Genomic DNA, 21505 nt, shown 5'->3' with positions numbered 1-21505 from the left:
ATATTGACAGAACAGTTAGGGAATGATATATTAGTACAGTATGCCGCACAATGAGGTTTAAAAGTTTCCAAATTTTTTGGAACACCATAGTTGGCGAGTAATGATAATAGGAGGTGCCATATGTACGCGATTATTGCAACAGGTGGAAAGCAGTACAAAGTAGCGGAAGGCGATATCATTAAAGTGGAAAAGCTTGGTGTTGACGCTGGCGAAGCTGTCACATTTGACCAGGTACTTGTTGTAAACAATGGTGAATTAGCTGTTGGCTGCCCAACCGTAGCAGGTGCTACCGTAACAGGTACAGTTGTAAAGGAAGGCAAAGCTAAGAAAGTTATTGTTTACAAGTATAAGAGAAAATCCGGATACCATAAGAAAAATGGTCACAGACAGTCTTATACTCAGGTTAAGATCGAAAAGATCAATGCTTAATTATGATAAGAGTAACCGTAATGGTTGATTCGGAACAGCATTATGCAGGAATTCAGATGTTGGGACATGCCGGTTTAGCTGATGATCGTCAGGAAGGGCAGGAACTTGTCTGTGCTGCGGTGTCAGCGCTTACATTTAACCTGGCCAACAGCGTGGAACAATTTACAGAAGATTCCTTTGAAGTGGATCAGGAGGAAAAGACAGGTGCTTTTCAATTCCGTTTTACTTCAGATATAAGTTCAGAATCACAACTCCTCATGAATTCTTTGGTATTAGGATTACAGGATATTGAAGAAGAATATGGAGAACCATATATTAAAATCCGATTTAAGGAGGTGTAAGTAATGTTAAGAATGAACCTTCAATTTTTCGCTCATAAAAAGGGTGTTGGTTCTACCAAGAACGGTAGAGATTCCGAGTCTAAGAGATTAGGCGCTAAGAGAGCTGACGGTCAGTTCGTATTAGCTGGCAATATTCTGTACAGACAGCGCGGAACTCACATTCATCCAGGCATCAACGTAGGCCGTGGCGGTGATGATACATTATTCGCTTTAGTGGATGGCGTTGTAAGATTTGAGAGAAAAGGCAGAGACAAAAAGCAGGTTTCTGTTTATCCAAAAGCAATTAACGAATAATTGGACCGGCTTCATACCTTAAACGTATGGAGCCGTTTTTTAAGATACAGGAATTGCCCGGCTGCCTGTATTCAAAAATTCGCTGCTCATGCTCAATTTGGGGTTGAACCCTTTAAGAAAGGGGCTTAACCCTTTAAAGAAAAGGGTTAAGCCCTAATTTTAATCGAAAAGAAAGGTAACAGGTGAATGAATGTTTGCCGATAGAGCAAAAATATTTATAAGATCCGGAAAAGGCGGCGATGGCCATGTCAGTTTCCGGAGGGAACTTTATGTTCCGTGCGGCGGTCCTGACGGAGGTGACGGAGGCCGCGGCGGTGCTATTATATTTGAGGTTGATGAAGGCCTTAACACATTAAGTGATTTCCGGCATATTCACAAATATACCGCACAGGATGGGGAATCAGGCGGAAAACGCCGCTGCCATGGTAAGGACGGCAGGGATCTGGTGATCAAGGTCCCGGAAGGTACGGTAATCAAGGATTTTGAATCCGGAAAAGTCATTGCAGATATGTCCGGTGAAAACCGCCGGGAGGTTATTTTAAAGGGTGGCAAAGGCGGACAGGGAAATATGCATTATGCAACCCCTACCATGCAGGCTCCCAAATACGCCCAGCCCGGACAGGCTTGTCAGGAACTCTGGGTACAGCTTGAATTAAAGGTTATTGCGGATGTAGGACTGGTTGGTTTTCCAAACGTTGGAAAATCTACACTTCTTTCCAGAGTCAGCAATGCAAGACCTAAAATAGCCAACTACCATTTTACAACCTTAAACCCCCATTTGGGAGTTGTGGATGTGGATGGAGGAAAGGGCTTTGTTATGGCTGACATCCCAGGGCTTATTGAGGGCGCTTCCGAGGGTGTTGGATTAGGACATGATTTTCTCCGTCATATTGAACGGACAAGAGTCCTGGTTCATGTAGTGGATGCCGCATCTACGGAAGGAAGAGATCCCATTGCGGATATCCATGCAATTAATAAGGAGCTGGAGGCTTATAATCCGGAGCTGATGGAACGTCCTCAGATCATTGCGGCCAATAAGACTGATGCAATATATGATGACGGCGATGATCCGGTTGAAAGGCTTAAGGCGGAATTTGAACCTCAGGGCGTTAAGGTGTATCCTATATCCGCAGTAAGCGGTCAGGGTGTAAAAGAACTGTTATATGCTATCTATGAGCTGCTTCAGACTGTGAATTTAAGCCCGATCATATTTGAAAAGGAATTCGATGTTAATACTCTGTCTTATGCACTGCTTCCTTATACGGTGGAAGTTACAGAAGATGGTGTTTACGTGGTAGAAGGCCCCCGCATTGAAAAGATGTTAGGCTACACGAATCTGGAATCAGAAAAAGGCTTCAGCTTCTTCCAGAAATTCTTAAAAGAAAACGGAATTTTAGATGAGCTTGAACAGGCGGGAATTGAAGAAGGAGATACGGTCCGCATGTATGGTCTTGAATTTGACTATTACAAATAACGAGGAGAATAATATGACGAGTAAGCAGAGATCCTATTTAAAGGGATTGGCGATGAATATAGATCCTATCTTCCAGATTGGAAAATCCAGCCTGACACCGGAAATCACCAATGCGGTTGCAGAGGCGCTGGAAGCCAGAGAGTTAGTAAAGATTACTGTGCTCAAGAATTGTCTGGATGATGGAAACAGCATTGCTGCAGTATTATCAGAAAGGACCCATTCCGAAGTCGTTCAGGTGATTGGAAGGAAGATCGTCCTTTATAAGCAGGCGAAAGAGGAGAATAAGAGGAAGATCGTACTTCCTAAATAATCCTGTTTCATTATGGGGCCAGGGAGTCGAAGATTATGGGTAAAATTGGTATTATGGGCGGCACTTTTGATCCGATCCACAATGGACACTTGATGATTGGCGGGCAGGCATATAAGGAATATGGCCTAAAAGAAGTCTGGTATATGCCTTCCGGACATCCGCCTCACAAAAAGAACCGTAATGTGTCAGAACCGGCCATGCGTCTTGCCATGACGGAACTTGCTGTGAAAGATCATGAAGGTCTTGTCTGTTCGGATTTTGAGATGAGGCGGAATGGGTATACGTATACGGCGCAGACATTAAGATTGCTGCGTGAAGAATATCCGGAGCATTCCTTTTATTTTATCATTGGAGCTGATTCTTTATATGAAATTGAGAATTGGTATGAGCCGGATCAGGTGTTGGCTCAGGCAGTCATACTGACCGCCCGGCGGGAATATGAGGAAGCGGACCGTTCCATGGACAAGCAGATTGCTTATCTGGCCTCCAAATATGGCGCAGATATCCGCACGCTTCACTGCGGAGAAATGGACATCTCTTCTGCGGAATTACGCCGCATGATTGCCAGAGGCCAGTCCATAGAAGACTATGTACCGCGGGAGATCATTGAGTATATCAGCGCCCACGGTTTATATCAGGAGTTGGAACCATGAAAGATCTGATCTTAGAGTTAAGAAGTGATTTAAAGGGAAGATTAACTCCTTCCAGGTTTGAGCATACGGTCAGCGTATCATTTATCTGCACCGCATTGGCGATGCGCTATGGATATGATTTAAATAAAGCGGAGCTGGCCGGCCTGCTTCATGATTGTGCCAAGCCTTATGGAGATGATGAGATTATCAGAAAATGCAGGAAACAGAATCTTCCATTAACTGACGATGAATTAAAGGCTCCGGTAGTGCTCCATGCAAAATATGGGGCATGGCTGGCAGAGCATAAATACCGCATAAACGACGGAGAGATCATAAATGCCATCCGTTGGCATACCACCGGAAGACCGGAGATGTCAATATTGGAGAAAATCGTTTTTACCGCGGATTATATTGAACCCAGACGTGACAGGGCAATGAATCTGGCTCTTGTACGGTCTGTGGCTTTTGTAGACTTAGATGAGTGCGTTTATCAGATCCTTAAGGAATCCTTGGATTATCTGGAAGGAAAAGGCAATTTTGTGGACTCCATGTCAAAGCAGGCATATGCTTATTATAAGCAGGTTCACGAAAACAAGAAGGGAGAGCAAGGATGAATCAGTCAGTTGAGATGGTAAAAACCGCTTATGCAGCGTTAGCGGATAAGAAAGGGGAAGATATCAGAATCATTGATATCTGCAAAGTATCCGTAATGGCAGATTATTTTATTATTGCCAGCGGTACCAATGCAAATCAGGTTCAGGCCATGGTTGACAATGTAGAGGAAGAACTTGGAAAAAAGGGATTTGTCTGCAAACAGGTGGAAGGCTATCAGTCTGCCAACTGGATACTCATGGACTACGGCGATATCATTATCCATGTGTTTGACCGTGATAATCGTTTGTTCTATGATCTGGAAAGAATCTGGAGAGATGGAAAGACAATTGAAGCTGAGGATTTGGAAGCTTTATCATAAAAAGAGAATTTAATTGGGTAAAACGGCTTAACAGAACCTGTGAGCCGTTTTTTCGCTGTTATTTTATAGAAGCATGAAAAGTATGAAAATTATCAGCTTTTTTAAGAATCAGCATCCTCTTATTTAATATCTTAAAATAACGAATCAATAGATGACTTGTCCGGCCTGAAGTTTACATAATTATATTATGTAAACTTCAGGCCGGAACTATGTTACCCATCTGAAATCTTAATGAATTCCCAAACGGAACAAACCGATTACTTTACCCAGGATTTCCACATTGTCTACAATAATCGGGTCCATGGCATCATTCTCCGGCTGCAGGCGGTAATGTCCTTTTTCTTTAAAAAACCGTTTTACAGTTGCAGAATCTTCAACCAATGCCACCACGATTTCTCCGTTATTGGCTGTTGGACAGTGTTCAACAATAATCTGATCACCCTCGAGAATGCCTGCGTTGATCATGCTGTTTCCCTTAACTTTTAACATAAAGGTCTCGGCGTTTGGGAGAATGTCAGCGGGTATGGGATAATAGTTTTCAATGTTTTCCTCTGCATAAAGAGGCTGTCCGGCAGCTACGGTTCCAAGCAGCGGAACATTTACAACCTCCCGGCGTGTCAGCTGGAAACAATCGTCTATGATTTCGATGGTCCTGGGCTTGGTAGGATCTCTTCTTATGTATCCCTTTTCCTCAAGCGTTTCCAGGTGGGAGTGGACGGATGATGTTGATTTTAAACAGACGGCTTCGCAGATCTCCCTGACTGCCGGCGGATAGCCCTTCTTTAGAATCGTTTCCTTTATATATTCTAAAATCTCCTGCTGTTTTGGGGTAATTCTCTCTTGTGCCATAGTACGGCCTCCTCAATCCTTATTCATTAAGACTATAGTAACAATAGTAACATATGTTCGAAAAAAATGCAAACCTTTGTTCGAAAAAATGCAAAATCAATTGACAAACATATGTTCGTAGTGGTATGATGTGGACAGAAAAAGAACTTATGTTCTTATTGGGACTGTTTTAGAGGAGGTATACATATGATAAAGCAATTGATTGTACTGTCACTGGTCGTTTTGCTTGGTTCCCATTTTTTTGGCAATTCCATAATGAATGCCCTGGCCGGAGAGACGGAAGGGGCGGCTGCCGAGAAGTATTATACCAGCATTGAGATACAAAAGGGGGACAGCTTATGGAGCATTGCCGGAGCGTATTTGGAAAACAGCGGTATGACCACTGCCCAATATGTGAAAGAATTAAAGAATATAAACGGATTAAAGGAAGATACCATTCACAGCGGACAGTATCTGACTGTCATGTACTTTGCATTAGATTCTGATTCAGGAGTAAGGTAAATGAGGTAGCCAGGCAGCTGCTATTTTTAAATCCATTGATTTTATTGAAATTATACCTTAGAATAATAGAAGCACCGTCTGCTTAAGAGATGTTTTTAAACTCAGAATTATTCTTATAGTCAAAGGATTTAATATAATTATGAAGATAACTTTCGGAATTCTGGCTCATGTAGATGCCGGAAAAACCACTTTTTCAGAGCAGGTATTATACAGAGAAGGAGTAATCAGAGCTCTGGGCCGTGTTGATGCTAAAAACGCATGTATGGATCATGATGATATTGAAAGGGCGAGGGGAATAACTATATTTTCAGATATGGCCGGTTTCACTCATAATGATGATACCTATTACATGATTGATACTCCCGGTCATACGGATTTTTCGGCTGAGATGGAACGGGCCCTGGAGGTAATGGACTATGGGGTCTTAATGATTAACGGGACGGATGGAATTCAGGGTCATACCGAGGCCATCTGGAACCTTCTGGAGCGATATAATATTCCTGTTTTCATATTTATCAACAAACTTGATGTGATTTCGGCATCTTATGAAAGGGTCTTGTCTGAGGTTCGTGAACGTTTTTCAGCCAATATTCTGGATTTTAAAGACATCAGCCTTAAGAAGGGAAGTGAAGGCACCCTGACAGATGATATCATTGAGAATGTATCTGAATGGGATGAAACATTACTTGATAAATGGTTGAATGGGGCTATTACTTTTGAAGATCTGCGGCCTGCAGTGGTTTCTCAGATTAAAAACCGGCGTTTATTCCCCTGTTTTGGCGGCTGCGCTTTGAATGGAGAGGGAATAGAACCGTTTCTTGATTCCTTTTATTGTTTTACAGAAGCTTCCTATCCGGTCTCAGCTCCTTTTAGTGGGAGAGTGTTTAAGATCCGTTATGACGGTCATGGAGAGCGAATGACGTACTTGAAGATATTAAGCGGCTCTCTCAATGTCAGGGATTCCTTATCAACAGATGAGAAGGTACATCAGATAAGGGCTTTTCAAGGGGAACGTTTTACAGCCCTTCAGAAGGCTTCTGCAGGAGACGTGGTAGCCGTTACCGGGCTTCGGACTGCCAAAGCAGGCCAGGGACTTGGAGAATGCTGTGATACGGTGATGCCGGCACTTCAACCTGCCCTTCAGGCAAGGGTTCTGTACCCGCCTGAGGTTCCTGACCGGACAATCTTGCAGATGTTTTACATTCTGGAAGAGGAAGAGCCTGCGTTAAGTGTGGTATGGGAAGAGTCTTTGCGGCAGTTAAAAGTGAATATCATGGGGAAAATTCAGCTTGAAGTTTTGGAACAGGTTATTTTAGAAAGATTTCAGGTGAAGGTATCCTTTGGACAGCCTGAGATCATATATATGGAAACAATAGCGGAACAGGTTACAGGATACGGACACTTTGAGCCGCTCCGCCATTATGCGGAAGTAGCATTGAGAATAGAACCCGGTGAGAGAGGGAAGGGAATTTCATTTGAGAGTCAATGTCATGTGGACAGGCTTGGGATCAATTATCAGAATCTTGTACGTACTCATGTTTTTGAAACCATTCATAAAGGAGTTCTAACCGGATCTGAACTGACGGATGTTAAGATTATTCTGGTTGATGGCATTTCTCATATCAAGCATACTGAGGGAGGTGATTTCCGGGAGGCAGTATACCGGGCAATCCGTCAAGGGCTTATGAAGGCCAGAAGCCTCCTTCTGGAGCCTTATTACAGCTTTGCGATATCAATTCCGGATCCCTTAACAGGAAGGGTATTAAACGACATTACAAGGTATTCCGGCCGGTTCGAAGCCCCGGTTCCGGACGGTAGCGGGAGAACGGTAATAAGAGGTCTGGTCCCTGTTGCGTCTTTTATGAATTACGGAGAAGAGTTGATGATAATGACCGGTGGCAAGGGAAGTATATCCATGGTATTTTCTCATTACGATATATGTCATAATCAAGATGAGGTTCTAAATCATTATCAATATAATCCAAATGAGGATACTGATAATCCTTCCTGTTCCGTATTCTGTCAAAAGGGCACTTCCTTTGTAGTTAATTGGGATCGTGCGGAAGATTATATGCACACTCTTAGATAATTGTTATTTATTATTATTTTAATCTTAGCTTCCAGTTAAAGGATTATTGATAAAGATTCTGAAGTCTGAAACCCTATTTATAATAGGTATTAATGGGATTTTAACTTTAATTAAGCGGATGGTAATGTATAATAGAATTATTGATTCGGCTAGGCTGAACTAAAGTACCTGGGTAAAAAAAAGAGAGTGTGTTAGGCAAACAATTAAATGATGATAAATTGACAAAAGCACGGGATTCCGTGCTTTTTAAGTGATATTGGGTATCTGCTAAGTAGTTTAGCGAAGTTGCAAACAGCGAAGAAAATCCAACCACCATTATTTAATTATGATATCTCTTAACGTACTATAAATATAATTGATTCAACATTTTATTTCTTTTTAAAACACTGTGATAGAGGAGAAATAATAGATAATATTGAAAATCCATTAGAATAAGTTAATGGTTTTTAATATTGTGCAAAGAACTTGAGTTTCTCGAACTGCACCTTTATATTCTTTTAATCTTTTCATCAGGAAAAATTTCTGTTATACAAATCGAAAGCTTGACAATTGTCAGATTTATACTATACTATTAATTATATGTTATTTGAAACTCTGTGTGATTTTTTAAATAATAAATAAAATAAGTTTGTATTAAAGAAATAAATTCAAATTTAATTCTATGATAACTTATTTAAAACGCATTTTCTTTGAGAAATATATTTTGTTTTGACAATTTATATTTTGTTATGTTAAATCACATTGAAATTTAGGTAACAGGTTTTCATCATTGAATCATAAGATTTTAGATGATTGCCATAATATAATTATAAATCAAGGAGGCTTATAACTATGGAAAATACTGGAGTTATGAACGTTGAGTTAAGAAAAAGTACCAGAAAGGGTGACAATAATCAGTTAAAAAGAGAAGGATATTTACTGGGAAACATAGCTGGTAAAGGTGTTAATTCAATCTCAATAGCTGTTAAGAAAGATGTATTTAGAAGATCAATGAAAGAGTTTGGCCGGAATGGCATTTTTAAACTGGTTGTTCCTGATGGCGAGAGTTATACCGTAATGGCAAAAGAAATACACATTGAACCTGTTAAGAACGAAATCTCTCATTTGGATTTTCAAATGGTATCTTTTTCGGAAAAAGTCAAACAAGAAGTGGCTATAAAAATTACCGGAGCAGAACTTCTTGAGTCAAAAAGATTGTTGATTAACAGTACCATAGATTCAATTTTACTGGAGGGATTACCTCAGAATATTCCCGATGAAATAGTAATTGATGTTTCTAATATGGAGGCTGGTGAAAGTATTCAATTTAGTGATATTAAACTTCCGGAAGGACTTACCTCAACTATTGATCCGGAACAAAAAATGATAACAGTTGTTGGCTCTAAGATACGTGAAGCAGTTGAAGGTGAAGAAGAGGCCAAAAGCTAAGAGGAATAACGGCATTCACTTTTCGTATGAAAATATTATAAGAGTCTGATAATAAAGGTGAAAAAAGAAAGCTCTAATTTAGATATTAGATGCTTTCTTTTTTTATAACAAAAAAATTAAAAAGATAGATAGCAACTTCCCATTATATTTATATCAGGTCCTTACGAGCATGTGTCATGTCCTCTTACATAAGACACATGCTCGCAGACCATTCGCCAAAGCTTTCAAAGTTCCCCAAAAGACAAAAAGGAATCCGTCAGGGAAGCTTATACTCTGATAGCAAGTATTTTAAATGAAATGATAACGCCGCTTTTCAGCGGCGCGGTTTTTTTGAACAAAACAACCATTTTTAGTTTTTTACTTATGTGTTTTCACGCAATTTCACCTTATTTCTGGCGCTGCGCCGGCGTTCATCCTCCAAAGCAGCATAGTGTTTTTTTGTGGTATTGACATCCGAGTGTCCTAAAACATCTGCAACCAGATAGATGTCCCCGGTTTCCTTATACAGGCTTGTTCCATAGGTGCTGCGCAGTTTATGGGGTGTGATCTTTTTCAGTGGTGTTACGAGTTTAGAATATTTCTTTACCAGATTTTCGACGCTGCGGACTGCAAGCCTTTTCTTTTGAAGGGATAGGAAGAGAGCCTTTTCATGGCCTTCTTCGGGAATGACTAAACTGCGTTCTTCCAGATAATCAAGAAGAGCATCCTCCACTTCAGAACCAAAGTACACTGTAACTTCCTTTCCGCCCTTTCTGTGGATTCGGATCCCTCCATTTTTTAAGTCAATATCATCTATGTCCAGTCCAACACATTCCGATACCCGGATTCCAGTTCCCAGCATAAGAGTCAATAGGGCCAGGTCACGGATTTTGGTTTTCGCATGATAGGCTTTTTGCTTCTCTGTTAAAGCTTCCCCGCTTTCTACTTCATCAAGCAAGAGAGCAACCTCATCAATATCCAACCGGATAATATCCTTTTCATGTAACTTTGGAAGCTGCACCAGAGAAGCGGGATTTGTTTGAAGCCGTTCATTCCGGTAATAATAATTATAGAAGCTTTTCAGAGAGGAGATTTTTCGCATAATTCCCCGCTCTTTATTGGTTACTTCCTGATTTTTATCATTAAAACGGTATTTTAAATATTCCATATATTCTTCAATGTCCACGACCCGAAGTGCCTCCAGATGGTCCAATGTGATATCTTGAATGTGAAGTTTGCCGATAACAGGGTTTTCTTTAATTAGAAAATCAAAAAACACCCTTAGGTCGTAAGCATACGCAATCCGGGTCCGGGAAGAAGTACGGGGTTCAATCCCTCTGAAGAAATCCCCGCAGAAATTGGGAAGTTCTTTTACCAATTGGCGCAGGTGCTTTACATTTTCAATATCTTTTTGCTGATGGTAGGAGAGAGAAGAACTCATAATTGGGCCTCATTTCTTTATTTATTGGATTGATAAATGTTTTCTGAAAGACAAGTTATTTATATTTTCCTCATTAATTAGTTTTCCTTCTTTGGGATTAATAGTACGATCCTTTGGTAGAGGTGCTTAAAGAGCTTTGCGTACTTTGATATAAAGAAGAGTGAGGAATTGGAGTATATCAAAAACATAAAGAGAGAAAAGGTTGTTTTAAACGATAATATTAAATATGTAATTACAGTTTCCTTGTTCCCTCCGCAAACTATTCGTTAAACTAGGCTTTCGCGAATAGTTGGAAATCACTGCTTTATTTATAAAAACGCCCCGATATTCATAACTGAAAAAAAATCACTGCTGTTTTGTCAAAAAATACTTCCTTATCTAATTTTTTGTTAGAGAAAATACCTTCACAAATATCTGCGACAAAACCATTCCTGCCCAGTCTTTATAAGGGTTCCCGGACTTCCGAAGTTTTGTCGGTAATTTTTCGGTTTTTCAATACACTGTTTTGTTCAGAAAACCGAAAAACTATAATCATAGGGGTTTTGTCGTTTTTTCAATAGATACTACTATTCCTTTAGTATATCATATTGGCGTTATCCAGTCCAATTATATTATAAAAGGTGCATTTATACGTGGAAAAAATGCATCATTTTTTCCACGTATAGCCTCTCTTCCATTACAATAAGGACAATCTATTTCTTTGTTCACTCTATTATTTAAAGAATATTCTGCAGCCATTTCAGGCAAGAATTATGAACACATATAAACACTACTTTTACCATATCATTTGTCCTCTCAAAGTGTTAATAAACGGTCGCCTTTGATTTCTTCGGCACTCCAAGTAATTAACGAAAATTTGCCACCAGCATGTTTATCAACACGGTTAAGCCATTCAACCTCATTTGCCGCCTTTGCTGCCAACATGGGATTGGTGGTATCTGTGCCGTACAAGGATTGATTAATAATCCACCATTGAGCGGATATACCTGCCCGCTTCAAATCGTCCTCCAAACGCAATGCCTCATAAACAGGTGTTGCTTCGGGCAAAGTTACAATAAGAACTTCGGTTTCATCAGATTTCAGCCTTGGCAGAAGCTTCTGCACGGATTCCGGGATTTCACCTTTTGTTCGCTGGATTTCATGATTGTAACTTTGAGTGGATTCCAGCAAAAGAAGGGTATGACCAGTAGGCGCCGTATCAATCACCACTACCTGATCGTTGGCTTTATCAACTATTTCTGCAAAGGCACGAAACACAGCAATTTCCTGAGTGCAGGGAGAACGCAGATCTTCCTCAACATAGGCAATATCCCCATCGCTCATACCAGACGCACGAGCCTTACCTATTACTTCGGACTGGTACTTTTTCAGTTCTTCGGCCTCGTCTATATGGCTCATAGAAACGCCGCAGTTTTCGTCCAGTACAAATTTCAGATGTGCGGCGGGGTCGGTGGTTGTAAGATGAACTTTTTCTCCACGCTTTGCAAGGCCCAACGCCACAGCCGCGGCAACCGTAGTTTTTCCTACGCCACCTTTGCCCATAGTGAAAATAACGCGTTTACCGCTTGCTGCCAGTTCGTCGATCACATTATTCAATGTAGGAACATGAACGGCATTTAGCGTTTCGGTGTGTACAGTTACATGATCAGTATTCAGTAAGGCACGCACATTTTCCAGCCCTGTGACGTTATAGGCACGTAAGGGCACCATATGGAGCGGAAGCGTTTGCAAGCTTTCCGGCATAGCACTAAGCGCTGTCTGCTGTTTTTCATACAGGTTCAAAGATAGCGAATCACTATATTCAGTCAGTACACCATTGATAACCAGCATTTGATTGCGGACCCCTAGTGAGGAAAGCCCGCCAGAAGCCCGTGCTGCTTCTTTGAACGGTGATGTTTCGGGGCGTGTCATAAGAATTAATGTGGTCAGATTCCCGTCTACCAGAGTATCCACAGCCTGCTTGTAAATTGCTTTTTTACTCTCCAAGCCTGAAAGCTGGCCCAGACAGGACGCACCGTGAGTGCTCTCGCTGATAAAATCACTCCATGCTGACGGAAGCTGTAGCATACGTAGAGTGTGACCAGTGGGTGCGGTGTCAAAAATAATATGGTCATATTCCTTTTGTACCTTGCCGTCTGTGATAAAATTAGAAAATTCATTGAACGCTGCAATCTCGACAGTGCAGGAACCGGAAAGCTGTTCTTCCATGTTAGCGAGAACAGCGCCAGGAAGTTTGCCGCGATAAGGAGCAATGACACTTTCCCGATATTCAGCAGCGGCTTGTATTGGGTCGAGATTTGCCACAACCAAGTTAGGTACATCAGGAATCGGAGTCCCCTTGTTTGTTAGTTCCATTGAGAAGACATCCTGCAAATTAGAGGCTGGATCGGTACTAATTAGCAGCACCCGCTTTCCACTGTCTGCCAGGGATACAGCAGTGGCGCAGGCAACGCTGGTTTTACCAACGCCGCCTTTGCCAGTATAGAAAAGGTATTTTGTAAGTCTGATAGTACGAGGATCGAATAAATTCACTTTAGCAGCAACCCCCTTTACAGCAACAGCTATCGCTACTCTGCTCTTTTTCCACTGGTTTTCTCAGTAGATTGGCAGGAAGGCCCAACCACTCTGTAAATTCCGCATTTGTGGGGTATTTTCCAGCTAAGACGATTTTTCCGTCCATCAAGGTAACAGGCAGGCCGTCTGGCCCTTTGTCGTTGATGAAGTCATTCACGATCTTATTATGCACAAACTCCATAGGTGCACTGTTGAGATTAAAACGATCAACAGTTATGCCATGCTTTTTCAACGTATCGAGTACAGTGGAGATACGAAGCAGTTCTGGGTCAACCCCTACTCCGCAAAGTCCAGTCGAGCAGCACATAGCAGGTTCAAAAATTTGCATTGTTTTCATAAAGTTGTTACCTTCTTTCATTGAATTTATTTTAGAATCGCGTCCCGTGAAGATAACCCAGTTAGCAATCCATGTGACAAACAACCCTTTGTTTTTTTTTGACATAAAACTATATCTGTTTGTTTTTCAGATTTTATATAATTATGCTCCTGTCATATTGAATTTTTTCTATATAACGACAATTTTTTTATCGGTGCCAAATTTCCCCTAAGGAACATGACACCGACGGTGACAGTAACACATCTATTTATCACCACCTTTACGATGGCAAATGCAATCGGGGGATGAAGTGAATATTTCTCCTAACTGCTGATAAAAAGCTTTTAGGTGTTCATCATTCAATGAGTAATAAATCCATTTACCCTCCGGCCTTGCTTTCACTAAACCAGCGTCCATCAACACTTTCATATCATGGGATAGAGTTGGCTGGGTAATATGAAATTTCTCCAAAATACTACAGGCGCACAGCTCACCGCAAGAAAGCATATCAACTATTCGTAATCGTTTTGGATCGGACAAAGCCTTAAGGACTTTGGCATTCTGAATATATTTTTTTTCCATAGTACAACCTCATATAGAATATTTTCTATATATCATTGTATGCTGTAAGATTTGAAATGTCAATATAGTTTTATTTTTTTTTATAAAATGGTCTCTTCAAGTCGGAACTGGAGTGCTCACTCTGAATGGGCTCGTGATTCGTTACTGCTGTCTTGCCGACAAACCGGCTTGCACTCTTCAATTAAATTATTTAACAGCCAAAGTCGCCCAAAAGGTAGGAACACCATACTCATGAAGGACGCCTTTCCCATTCGTATCTTCATAAAGATCAAGCAGCATAAATCCTGTCTTTAACTGCCCGCGGATTTGCTCTTCAAGTGTGTGTGAAAACTGAATCCCAGAATCCTCTTTTTCTAATAATTTTAACAGTTCTGTGTCCTGCAAGGGATTAAACGGAAGTCGGTATTTCACTTTTTTTTCATGTTCTTCATCAAAAGTTCTTGTCATTTTTATAACTTAATTATGTATTCGATTTTCGTTATGTCCACATTCCATAAAATGCTCATAATATTTTTTAAAATCATCCCCATATGTTGCCGCTAAGTCAATATTATTGTCTTTATATATCATTACATCAAAATCACTGCATCCTTTACGCCCTTCTGCCATACCATAGAAAACAAAATGTTCTAGCAGTTTCTGTTCATTATTTCCTATCGTAGTCTGCAGATCTGAATTATTATTATAATAGAAGGTTGAGTCAAATACCAGCTTATAATCCTGAACATTTAAAGGTGACTCCTCTTTCTTTTCCGATGTTGAACTAGAGGTCTGCTTAGAAGAAGATGCCCCATTACCATTTTCATAAGGACACACTCCGTTTGGATGTAAATGGGCTGGCTGACCATGATGATAATGATAACTGCCCAAACCACTTTTGTTTTTATAATCGTGATGTCCGCCTTGGGAATCTGTCCGCCCTGAATGCGCCTGTGCAATTATAATGCAACCAGAATAACTTGTCTCCATAGACCCAATTATCAGAATTGCAGCAATAAACAAAGCAATCCGTTTAACCTTTTTTGCTAAAACTCTCAGCTTCCTACTTAAAACTTTTGAATTCATATACTACTTCCCCCGTTTCTATTTTTATAAATACATCATATCATAAGGTGGCATATATTACAAATTATAGAGGTAAAATATATGCAATTAACTTGCAGGAGAGCTTGCAATGTCTTAAAAGAAGTTTTTCCTATAAAGGTGTTCTTATCACTACAATTAAGTACATTCTACTCTTCCATCTCCCTGTCACTAACTGAACCATCCTGAAACTCATATTACATTTATAGCAATTCCAAGTAATAAACCGATTATAGATTAAAAGAATGCTATCTAAAATCCACATCTTTATTGATTTCAGAATATTCAGCAGCAATGAATTGATTTGTCAACAGGCCCTCTTTGAAACAGTCTCAAAAAGAAGCCGGCTGCTCTCCGGCTGAGTAAATTCAGCTATGGATCAACCGGCCCAAGTTATTAGCTTTTTACGCTTCTATTGAAGTAAACTCAAACTTCGTTACATCAAAAAGTCCCATATCTGTAATTTTAACCTCTGGGATAACCGGCAGAGACATAAAGGCAAGGGTCATTAAAGGTTCTACGCCCCAATTTACCTTAAAATCTTTATGTAGCATATTCTGAATGCGCTCAAGCTTCTCAGCGACCCATTCACCACCCTTATCTGACATCAGACCGCCAATTGGCAGAGGCATGCTTTCAATTGCTTTTCTGTCTTCCACCACAGTCGCACCGCCATTTATTCTCATAATCTCCTGAATCGCTGCCATGATTTCATCATTATTCACACCTACAGCTACGATGTTATGGGAATCATGAGCGATCGTTTGAGCGACGGCTCCTTTCTTGATTCCATATCCACGAAGAAGACCTACTGCTACATTACCGGTCATCTGATGCCGCTCTACAATTACAATTTTAACAATATCTTGATTTTCATCAAAGATAAAATCGCCGTCAGCAGTTAGTGCAACCTCTGCAGTTCCCATTTTTGTTACAATGCTGCCTTCTGCAATATCAATGATCTTAACGTTTGTGGACTTAGAGTTCAATTTGAGCTTTTCCATGGTCAAATCTTTTACATGGACACTACTGGCCACCTTATCAATTGGTGCACTTTTGTATTTCCCAAGATAAGTATTTTTCTCTGCTACCAGCTTTCCTTGGATAAATACTTTTTCTACAATAAATTCCTTCAGATTATTTATAAGAACAATGTCCCCTCTTAAGCCGGGAGCAATTGCTCCCCTGTCGGTAAGACCATAACATTCCGCAGGATTAATGGTAGCCATTTGAATGGCGGTTATTGGGTCAAGCCCCTCTTCTACACAAATCCGCAAATGGTCATCTAAATCACCTTTTTCAAATATATCCTTAGGTTGACGGTCATCAGAACATAGCAGACAACGCCGGCTGTTTGCTGCTGTTACCCCTTTTAGCAGGGGGCGCAGGTTGTGACAGGCAGAACCTTGTCTTAATTGAATATACATGCCTAAGTTAATTTTTTCAATCATTTCCTCAACAGTGGAACATTCATGATCTGTCTTAATGCCTGCCGCAACGTAAGCATTTAACTCATTACCAGAAAGCCCTGGTGCATGCCCATCAATGATTATATCTGCATTTTTAGCTACCGCTATTTTCTTTATGACTTCTTCATCATTGAAGATGACACCAGGAAAGTTCATTAATTCACCAAGGCCAAAGGCACCTTCATGATAAGTCAGTTTTTCAATGACATCACTGTCAATAATTGCGCCTGAATGCTCAAAGGCTGTGCAAGGAACACACGATGGTATTTGATTTTTTATATCTAAATCCGTACCTTTTGCAGCTTCAATCATATACTCAAATCCGTTAACTCCACAAACATTTACAATCTCATGAGGATCGGCAATAACAGTAGTTGTACCGTGAGGAACAAGCACACAGCCGAGGTTTTCTGGAGTTAAAAAGGTGGATTCAATATGCATATGACCTTCAATCAATCCCGGAATCGCATAAGAACCGTTAGCATCGACCTCTGTCTCACCTTCATAATCGCCAATACCAGCAATTAAACCGCCGCAAAGTGCGATGTTTTTCTCTAAAACAGCGCCCGTGTAGACGTTTACCACTTTACAATTTTTAATGACTAAGTCGGCATTTTTTCTGCCTGCAGCAACATCAATTAATAGATTTAGATATCTTCTTTTCATATAAGCACCCCTTTTCGTTACTTTACTCATTCTCCATTTACACATTTGACATAACTTACGATAAGCATCACCATAGGATTTGCCTTTGGATAAAAATCTTAACCCATGCTGAGATTGTATAGGAAGCCGTTCTAACTTAACAATATATCCTATGCTTTTTCTGCAGAGTCTAAATCAGTGTATTTTCCTCTTCAGGTAGAGTAAAAGTATTTATTCAATCAAGCCGCTCTAAAACCAGACCCTTATTGCGAGCATAAACAATTTACATTACAGTTACCCTTCGCTGCCAAATGCCGGTACTTTATAACCGCATTTTTCCAAAGTTGGAATTGTAACTTTCGTAGTCCAGAAACCAATAAATAGCCCTAAGCATAGTGTGGCTATAAAAGTAGAAGGTCCGACTAGAAAGCTTTCCATAAAAAGCACAAAAAAAGATTATAAAACATTTGAACAGGCATACTAACCAGGATCACATTAAATTTCAAGTAATCATGCCACATTCAAAAATTTTATAATCAATTATTTACGGTAATTGGTAGAAACGCCCAACCATATTATGGGCTTATATAAAATTCTCAACATAAGTTATAAAAATCATACATTGTTGATATTGTAAAATCAATAGGCAGTTTATATAATATATACTTATTATGTTTGTACATTATGCATATTCAAGTATGTGATCGGGGCTCGATTTATTATTTTGTCACCTTTTTGAAGTTATTTCGCATTCAAAAATATCTTTGAACACGAAATAACTTCAAAGGTTTTATATAAATGCGTAGAATATAATCGATACTTTACAGGCTCCGCCATCGGCCGTTTGACATTCCCGCCGCCTAAAACTTCTTTGACGCCCCAACAGAAGAAAGTGACCGCTGAATCCCGTCAAAATCCATTCCGCCGACCGCGTCAATCGTCGCTACTACTGCCCCCTCAACCAGCGGGCAATCCACCATCGCCACTTTCATGCCGTCCATCGTCTCCAGCACCATCTCGGTCGTCATTACCGCACTGCCCATATCCATCAGCACCAGCACTCCGTCATCCGAATACACCGACTGGATGGCTGCATGAATTTTCTCAAAACTCGTACCGAAACTGCCGTCATCCAACCCGCCGGCCGGTGCGATCCTGGCATCAGGTGCCATCATGGCGGTAAGCTCTACAACACTTTTTGCCAGACTCTCACTGTGCGAAACAATCACAATCCCAACCATTTTTCTTATCCTTTCTACCGGGCAATCACTTCAAGCATATAGGAAAATGACGTTGCACCGGGATCCTGATGCCCCAGCCCGCGTTCCCCCACATAACTGGCCCGTCCTTTGGTGGCGATCAAATCCTTGGTATGTTCCGTACCAGCCCAGGCCGCCCGCACACCGGCGTCAAGCATGTCCTTTGCCGAGGCGCCCGCAGCGTCAGCTTCCTCCATGGCTTTAAGAGCCGGAAGCATTGCATCCAGCATGGTTGCCTCTTCGGCAACCGCCTTGCCTCGCTGCATCACGGCGTCGGCGGCCGCCTTCATCATCTCCAGGAAATCCTTCTGATCCATCTCGTTTTTTCCTGCCAGTGCCATACCGGCCTTCATATAAGCCGAGCCGTAGAGCGGACCGGAGGCTCCGCCAACGGTGGAGACCAGGGTCATTCCGACTGTTTTTAAGATAGTTCCGATGTCTTTCCCTGCCAGCTCCGGAAGCTTCTTTTCAACCGCCTCAAAGCCACGGGCCAGATTAATGCCGTGATCGCTATCGCCAATGGGCTGATCCAGTTCAGTCAGCTCCTCTTTGTGCTCTTCCATGCTGAACCCGATCGCTCTGATAATCTCGATTACTTTACTACTGTCTACCATGCTGCATCACCTTTCCTTGTGTTTTATCGCCATGCCGGTGTATCGGCTGGGGCGTCTAAAAGCTCCTTCAACTGATCATCCAAACGGAGCAGCGAAATGGAAAAGCCCTGCATCTCAATAGAAGTCATATATTCACCGACAAAGGTTTTATACACATGAATATTCTTTTCTTTCAGGACATCTGCGACATGGTTATTGATGATAAACAGTTCCATCAGCGGTGTCGCTCCGGCGCCGTTGATCATAACTGCCACTTCACTGCCGGTGTAATCAATATCGGCAAGAATTTGCGTCAAAAGGAGATCCACAATCTCATCCGCCGGTTTCAGCGGTTCCCGGTGGGTTCCTGGCTCACCGTGGATGCCGATGCCGACTTCCATTTCATTATCCGCCAGTTCAAATCCGGGTTTTCCTGCTGCTGGCACTGTACACGGCTCAATCGCCGCACCCATGGTGCGGACCTGGTCAATTACCTTTTGTGCCACGGCCTGTACATCATTCAGGGAAGCACCCTGCTCAGCCATTGCACCGGCAATTTTATGCACAAAAACGGTGCCGGCCACGCCCCGGCGGCCAACCGTATACAGGCTGTCCTTAACGGCCACATCGTCGTTCGTCACCACGTATTTTACCTGAATGCCTTCCATTTCCGCCATTTCGGCAGCCATCTCGAAGTTCATTACATCGCCGGTATAGTTTTTGACTACCATTAACACACCGGCATCCGTAGCGATTGCCTTAATACCTTCATAGATCTGATCAGGAGTAGGCGAGGTAAAGACCGCTCCGGCAACTGCCGCATCCAGCATACCCTTGCCCACAAAACCGCCGTGAGCTGGTTCATGACCGCTGCCGCCGCCGCTGATTAATGCAACCTTGCCTTCTTTCTTATGGGCACGCACTACCACATTACCGCAGTCCAGCTTCTTCAGATACTGAGGATATGCCTTTACCATTCCCAGGATCATCTGTTCCTCAACCAGTGCCGCATCATTGATGAATTTTTTCATTATAAAACCCCCTTTTTATGATGTTCCGACAAACGTTTCAGAGACTCCTATAATAAGAAGTCTCTGAAATTTAACAAATCTTCATCTTTACTCATCCAGACAGTTCATATCATTGAGTCCGCAGGTTTTGTCGTCCTCTTCTCCCAGACAGTTCATGTCATTGAGCCCGCAGGTGTTTACATCTTCTTCACCGACACAGTTCATGTCATTGAGTCCGCAGGTTGTGTCTTTGTCTTCCGTCACACCATTCATATTGGTGAGATCCAGTTTCTTTTTCTTCATGGATTGCCCTCCTTTCTTGGCTTTCACGCATCTTTTGCGGCGACAATATCAATTCCAGTTCCAGCAGCAACCACAACAATATAAATTTCGGTTGCAATAGCAATTATTCTCCATTCAACTTAATTTATTCCATTTCACCGGGTACTATGACAGCCGTTTGCGGTGCTGGACCCGTTTGCCGCCAATTGTATCTTATTGCCAGGGAATCGCACCATACAGAAGCACCGCTGCAATTGCCCCGATAATAGGACCGATAATGACAACCGGTGCATAACCCCAGTTGGAATCGCCCTTATCCTTGATCGGCAGAACCGCATGGGCCAGACGGGGACCCAAGTCACGGGCCGGATTGATGGCATAACCGGTCAGACCGCCTAAGGACATACCGATGGATACGATGATTCCGAAGACCAGGAGGTTACTCACTCCAGCGGGAACCGCACCTGCCTGAGAAAGCCCTTTAATTGCAAATACCAGGACAAACGTTCCCACCGCTTCACTTAAAATATTGCGTCCCGTGTTCGGAACAGCAGGTCCGGTTGAGAATACCCCCAGCTTTGTGGCTGCAGAATCCGTAGCGTCGAACTGATCCTTAAACAGGAGGTAAACCAGACAGCCGCCCAAAAATGCACCGGCAAACTGTGCGATGACATAACCAGGAACCAGGTTCCAGGCGAGGCTGCCGTCGACCGCCAGCGCGATCGTCAGTGCCGGGTTAAAGTGTGCTCCTGAAGCGCCTCCGAAGATAAATGCAGGAAGCATAACAGCAAGACCCCAGGCAAAGGTAATCTGAATGGAGCCTGCCCCTTTCATACCCGATTTGTTTAAAGTCACATTGGCTACAACTCCATCACCCAGCAATATCAATAAAAAAGTTCCAATAAACTCAGCAATATAAGCTAACATTGTAGTACCCCCTTTTTCTATTATG

The 21505-nt window shown here is 41.8% G+C and carries 24 protein-coding genes and 1 riboswitch; of the genes, 11 read left to right on the top strand and 13 right to left on the bottom strand.

All coding sequences use genetic code 11. The features are described 5' to 3' along the window. Positions 1-120 precede the first annotated feature (120 nt). The 8 genes from rplU to rsfS all read left to right on the top strand — a co-directional run bounded on the left by rplU (position 121) and on the right by rsfS (position 4453). The gene (rplU, locus tag ABFV83_RS06950) at positions 121-429 is read left to right on the top strand and encodes a 50S ribosomal protein L21 (protein WP_025233053.1); all 309 of its coding nucleotides are present in this window, start codon (positions 121-123) and stop codon (positions 427-429) included. Between the two features lie 2 nt (positions 430-431). Continuing rightward, entirely contained in the window at positions 432-770 is a 339-nt protein-coding gene (locus ABFV83_RS06945; RefSeq protein WP_349948180.1) for a ribosomal-processing cysteine protease Prp, read from the top strand. Positions 771-773: 3 nt separating this feature from the next. Beyond that, a complete protein-coding gene (gene rpmA, locus ABFV83_RS06940) occupies positions 774-1064 on the top strand; it encodes a 50S ribosomal protein L27 (RefSeq protein WP_013272669.1) in 291 nt (96 codons plus the stop codon). Between the two features lie 190 nt (positions 1065-1254). Then, positions 1255-2538, top strand: coding sequence for a GTPase ObgE (gene obgE, locus ABFV83_RS06935; protein ID WP_349948179.1), 1284 nt, complete (start codon positions 1255-1257; stop codon positions 2536-2538). Between the two features lie 13 nt (positions 2539-2551). Next, positions 2552-2848, top strand: coding sequence for a ribosome assembly RNA-binding protein YhbY (gene yhbY, locus ABFV83_RS06930; RefSeq protein WP_349948178.1), 297 nt, complete (start codon positions 2552-2554; stop codon positions 2846-2848). Positions 2849-2883: 35 nt separating this feature from the next. Then, complete coding sequence (gene nadD, locus ABFV83_RS06925; RefSeq protein WP_349948177.1) at positions 2884-3501, top strand: nicotinate-nucleotide adenylyltransferase; 618 nt, start codon at positions 2884-2886, stop codon at positions 3499-3501. Further along, complete coding sequence (yqeK, locus tag ABFV83_RS06920; protein ID WP_349948176.1) at positions 3498-4094, top strand: bis(5'-nucleosyl)-tetraphosphatase (symmetrical) YqeK; 597 nt, start codon at positions 3498-3500, stop codon at positions 4092-4094. Before nadD ends, yqeK begins: the two co-directional genes overlap by 4 nt. After that, complete coding sequence (rsfS, locus tag ABFV83_RS06915) at positions 4091-4453, top strand: ribosome silencing factor (protein ID WP_349948175.1); 363 nt, start codon at positions 4091-4093, stop codon at positions 4451-4453. Before yqeK ends, rsfS begins: the two co-directional genes overlap by 4 nt. Before the next feature lie 228 nt (positions 4454-4681). Here rsfS and lexA read toward each other — a convergent pair whose 3' ends face one another. Next, complete coding sequence (gene lexA / locus ABFV83_RS06910; protein ID WP_349948174.1) at positions 4682-5302, bottom strand: transcriptional repressor LexA; 621 nt, start codon at positions 5300-5302, stop codon at positions 4682-4684. A gap of 186 nt (positions 5303-5488) precedes the next feature. On the opposite strand from lexA, the gene ABFV83_RS06905 reads away from it, so the two are divergent. From ABFV83_RS06905 to ABFV83_RS06895, 3 genes are all read left to right on the top strand, one after another. Then, positions 5489-5803 (top strand): LysM peptidoglycan-binding domain-containing protein, encoded by a 315-nt coding sequence (locus tag ABFV83_RS06905; RefSeq protein ID WP_349948173.1) that lies wholly within the window; start codon positions 5489-5491, stop codon positions 5801-5803. 139 nt (positions 5804-5942) lie between these two features. Beyond that, positions 5943-7892 carry a translation factor GTPase family protein gene (locus ABFV83_RS06900; RefSeq protein WP_349948172.1) on the top strand — a complete coding sequence of 650 codons (1950 nt, stop codon included), beginning with the start codon at positions 5943-5945 and terminating at the stop codon, positions 7890-7892. An 831-nt stretch (positions 7893-8723) separates the two neighbouring features. Then, positions 8724-9320 carry a 50S ribosomal protein L25 gene (locus ABFV83_RS06895; protein ID WP_349948171.1) on the top strand — a complete coding sequence of 199 codons (597 nt, stop codon included), beginning with the start codon at positions 8724-8726 and terminating at the stop codon, positions 9318-9320. A gap of 361 nt (positions 9321-9681) precedes the next feature. Here the strand turns inward: ABFV83_RS06895 and ABFV83_RS06890 are convergent, their stop codons facing one another. The 12 genes from ABFV83_RS06890 to ABFV83_RS06835 form a co-directional block, all read right to left on the bottom strand. Then, entirely contained in the window at positions 9682-10740 is a 1059-nt protein-coding gene (locus ABFV83_RS06890) for a tyrosine-type recombinase/integrase (RefSeq protein ID WP_349948170.1), read from the bottom strand. Between the two features lie 795 nt (positions 10741-11535). After that, on the bottom strand, positions 11536-13272 hold the full coding sequence (arsA, locus tag ABFV83_RS06885; RefSeq protein ID WP_349948169.1) for an arsenical pump-driving ATPase: 1737 nt from the start codon (positions 13270-13272) through the stop codon (positions 11536-11538). Position 13273: 1 nt separating this feature from the next. After that, positions 13274-13756, bottom strand: a complete 483-nt coding sequence (gene arsD / locus ABFV83_RS06880; RefSeq protein ID WP_349948168.1) for an arsenite efflux transporter metallochaperone ArsD — start codon at positions 13754-13756, stop codon at positions 13274-13276. 138 nt (positions 13757-13894) lie between these two features. Next, positions 13895-14212 (bottom strand): metalloregulator ArsR/SmtB family transcription factor, encoded by a 318-nt coding sequence (locus ABFV83_RS06875; protein ID WP_349948167.1) that lies wholly within the window; start codon positions 14210-14212, stop codon positions 13895-13897. 186 nt (positions 14213-14398) lie between these two features. Further along, positions 14399-14659: a hypothetical protein gene (locus tag ABFV83_RS06870; RefSeq protein ID WP_349948166.1), complete on the bottom strand. Its 261-nt coding sequence runs from the start codon at positions 14657-14659 to the stop codon at positions 14399-14401. A gap of 9 nt (positions 14660-14668) precedes the next feature. Then, entirely contained in the window at positions 14669-15277 is a 609-nt protein-coding gene (locus tag ABFV83_RS06865) for a YHYH domain-containing protein (RefSeq protein ID WP_349948165.1), read from the bottom strand. Between the two features lie 422 nt (positions 15278-15699). Next, positions 15700-17430 carry an adenine deaminase gene (gene ade, locus ABFV83_RS06860; protein ID WP_349948164.1) on the bottom strand — a complete coding sequence of 577 codons (1731 nt, stop codon included), beginning with the start codon at positions 17428-17430 and terminating at the stop codon, positions 15700-15702. Between the two features lie 492 nt (positions 17431-17922). Then, positions 17923-18020: riboswitch (purine riboswitch) on the bottom strand. Positions 18021-18269: 249 nt separating this feature from the next. Next, positions 18270-18650 carry a dihydroxyacetone kinase phosphoryl donor subunit DhaM gene (dhaM, locus tag ABFV83_RS06855; protein WP_349948163.1) on the bottom strand — a complete coding sequence of 127 codons (381 nt, stop codon included), beginning with the start codon at positions 18648-18650 and terminating at the stop codon, positions 18270-18272. A gap of 14 nt (positions 18651-18664) precedes the next feature. Then, positions 18665-19282 (bottom strand): dihydroxyacetone kinase subunit DhaL, encoded by a 618-nt coding sequence (gene dhaL / locus ABFV83_RS06850; protein ID WP_349948162.1) that lies wholly within the window; start codon positions 19280-19282, stop codon positions 18665-18667. Between the two features lie 23 nt (positions 19283-19305). Next, positions 19306-20292 (bottom strand): dihydroxyacetone kinase subunit DhaK, encoded by a 987-nt coding sequence (dhaK, locus tag ABFV83_RS06845; protein WP_349948161.1) that lies wholly within the window; start codon positions 20290-20292, stop codon positions 19306-19308. A gap of 87 nt (positions 20293-20379) precedes the next feature. After that, positions 20380-20574 carry a hypothetical protein gene (locus ABFV83_RS06840; RefSeq protein ID WP_054737716.1) on the bottom strand — a complete coding sequence of 65 codons (195 nt, stop codon included), beginning with the start codon at positions 20572-20574 and terminating at the stop codon, positions 20380-20382. A gap of 192 nt (positions 20575-20766) precedes the next feature. Further along, positions 20767-21480, bottom strand: a complete 714-nt coding sequence (locus ABFV83_RS06835; RefSeq protein ID WP_349948160.1) for an MIP/aquaporin family protein — start codon at positions 21478-21480, stop codon at positions 20767-20769. Between the last annotated feature and the right edge of the window lie 25 nt (positions 21481-21505).

The organism is Lacrimispora sp. BS-2 (assembly GCF_040207125.1).
In the GTDB taxonomy this organism is placed as follows: domain Bacteria; phylum Bacillota; class Clostridia; order Lachnospirales; family Lachnospiraceae; genus Lacrimispora.
The sequence above is the reverse complement of the archived record's forward strand: the minus strand, read 5'-3'. Positions and strand labels throughout refer to the sequence as shown.

Coding starts and splice junctions, on each gene's coding strand:
- rplU (WP_025233053.1), top strand. CDS start 121: ATGTACGCGATTATTGCAACAGGTGGAAAGCAGTACAAAGTAGCGGAA.
- ABFV83_RS06945 (WP_349948180.1), top strand. CDS start 432: ATGATAAGAGTAACCGTAATGGTTGATTCGGAACAGCATTATGCAGGA.
- rpmA (WP_013272669.1), top strand. CDS start 774: ATGTTAAGAATGAACCTTCAATTTTTCGCTCATAAAAAGGGTGTTGGT.
- obgE (WP_349948179.1), top strand. CDS start 1,255: ATGTTTGCCGATAGAGCAAAAATATTTATAAGATCCGGAAAAGGCGGC.
- yhbY (WP_349948178.1), top strand. CDS start 2,552: ATGACGAGTAAGCAGAGATCCTATTTAAAGGGATTGGCGATGAATATA.
- nadD (WP_349948177.1), top strand. CDS start 2,884: ATGGGTAAAATTGGTATTATGGGCGGCACTTTTGATCCGATCCACAAT.
- yqeK (WP_349948176.1), top strand. CDS start 3,498: ATGAAAGATCTGATCTTAGAGTTAAGAAGTGATTTAAAGGGAAGATTA.
- rsfS (WP_349948175.1), top strand. CDS start 4,091: ATGAATCAGTCAGTTGAGATGGTAAAAACCGCTTATGCAGCGTTAGCG.
- lexA (WP_349948174.1), bottom strand. CDS start 5,302: ATGGCACAAGAGAGAATTACCCCAAAACAGCAGGAGATTTTAGAATAT.
- ABFV83_RS06905 (WP_349948173.1), top strand. CDS start 5,489: ATGATAAAGCAATTGATTGTACTGTCACTGGTCGTTTTGCTTGGTTCC.
- ABFV83_RS06900 (WP_349948172.1), top strand. CDS start 5,943: ATGAAGATAACTTTCGGAATTCTGGCTCATGTAGATGCCGGAAAAACC.
- ABFV83_RS06895 (WP_349948171.1), top strand. CDS start 8,724: ATGGAAAATACTGGAGTTATGAACGTTGAGTTAAGAAAAAGTACCAGA.
- ABFV83_RS06890 (WP_349948170.1), bottom strand. CDS start 10,740: ATGAGTTCTTCTCTCTCCTACCATCAGCAAAAAGATATTGAAAATGTA.
- arsD (WP_349948168.1), bottom strand. CDS start 13,756: ATGTCAAAAAAAAACAAAGGGTTGTTTGTCACATGGATTGCTAACTGG.
- ABFV83_RS06875 (WP_349948167.1), bottom strand. CDS start 14,212: ATGGAAAAAAAATATATTCAGAATGCCAAAGTCCTTAAGGCTTTGTCC.
- ABFV83_RS06870 (WP_349948166.1), bottom strand. CDS start 14,659: ATGACAAGAACTTTTGATGAAGAACATGAAAAAAAAGTGAAATACCGA.
- ABFV83_RS06865 (WP_349948165.1), bottom strand. CDS start 15,277: ATGAATTCAAAAGTTTTAAGTAGGAAGCTGAGAGTTTTAGCAAAAAAG.
- ade (WP_349948164.1), bottom strand. CDS start 17,430: ATGAAAAGAAGATATCTAAATCTATTAATTGATGTTGCTGCAGGCAGA.
- dhaM (WP_349948163.1), bottom strand. CDS start 18,650: ATGGTTGGGATTGTGATTGTTTCGCACAGTGAGAGTCTGGCAAAAAGT.
- dhaL (WP_349948162.1), bottom strand. CDS start 19,282: ATGGTAGACAGTAGTAAAGTAATCGAGATTATCAGAGCGATCGGGTTC.
- dhaK (WP_349948161.1), bottom strand. CDS start 20,292: ATGAAAAAATTCATCAATGATGCGGCACTGGTTGAGGAACAGATGATC.
- ABFV83_RS06840 (WP_054737716.1), bottom strand. CDS start 20,574: ATGAAGAAAAAGAAACTGGATCTCACCAATATGAATGGTGTGACGGAA.
- ABFV83_RS06835 (WP_349948160.1), bottom strand. CDS start 21,480: ATGTTAGCTTATATTGCTGAGTTTATTGGAACTTTTTTATTGATATTG.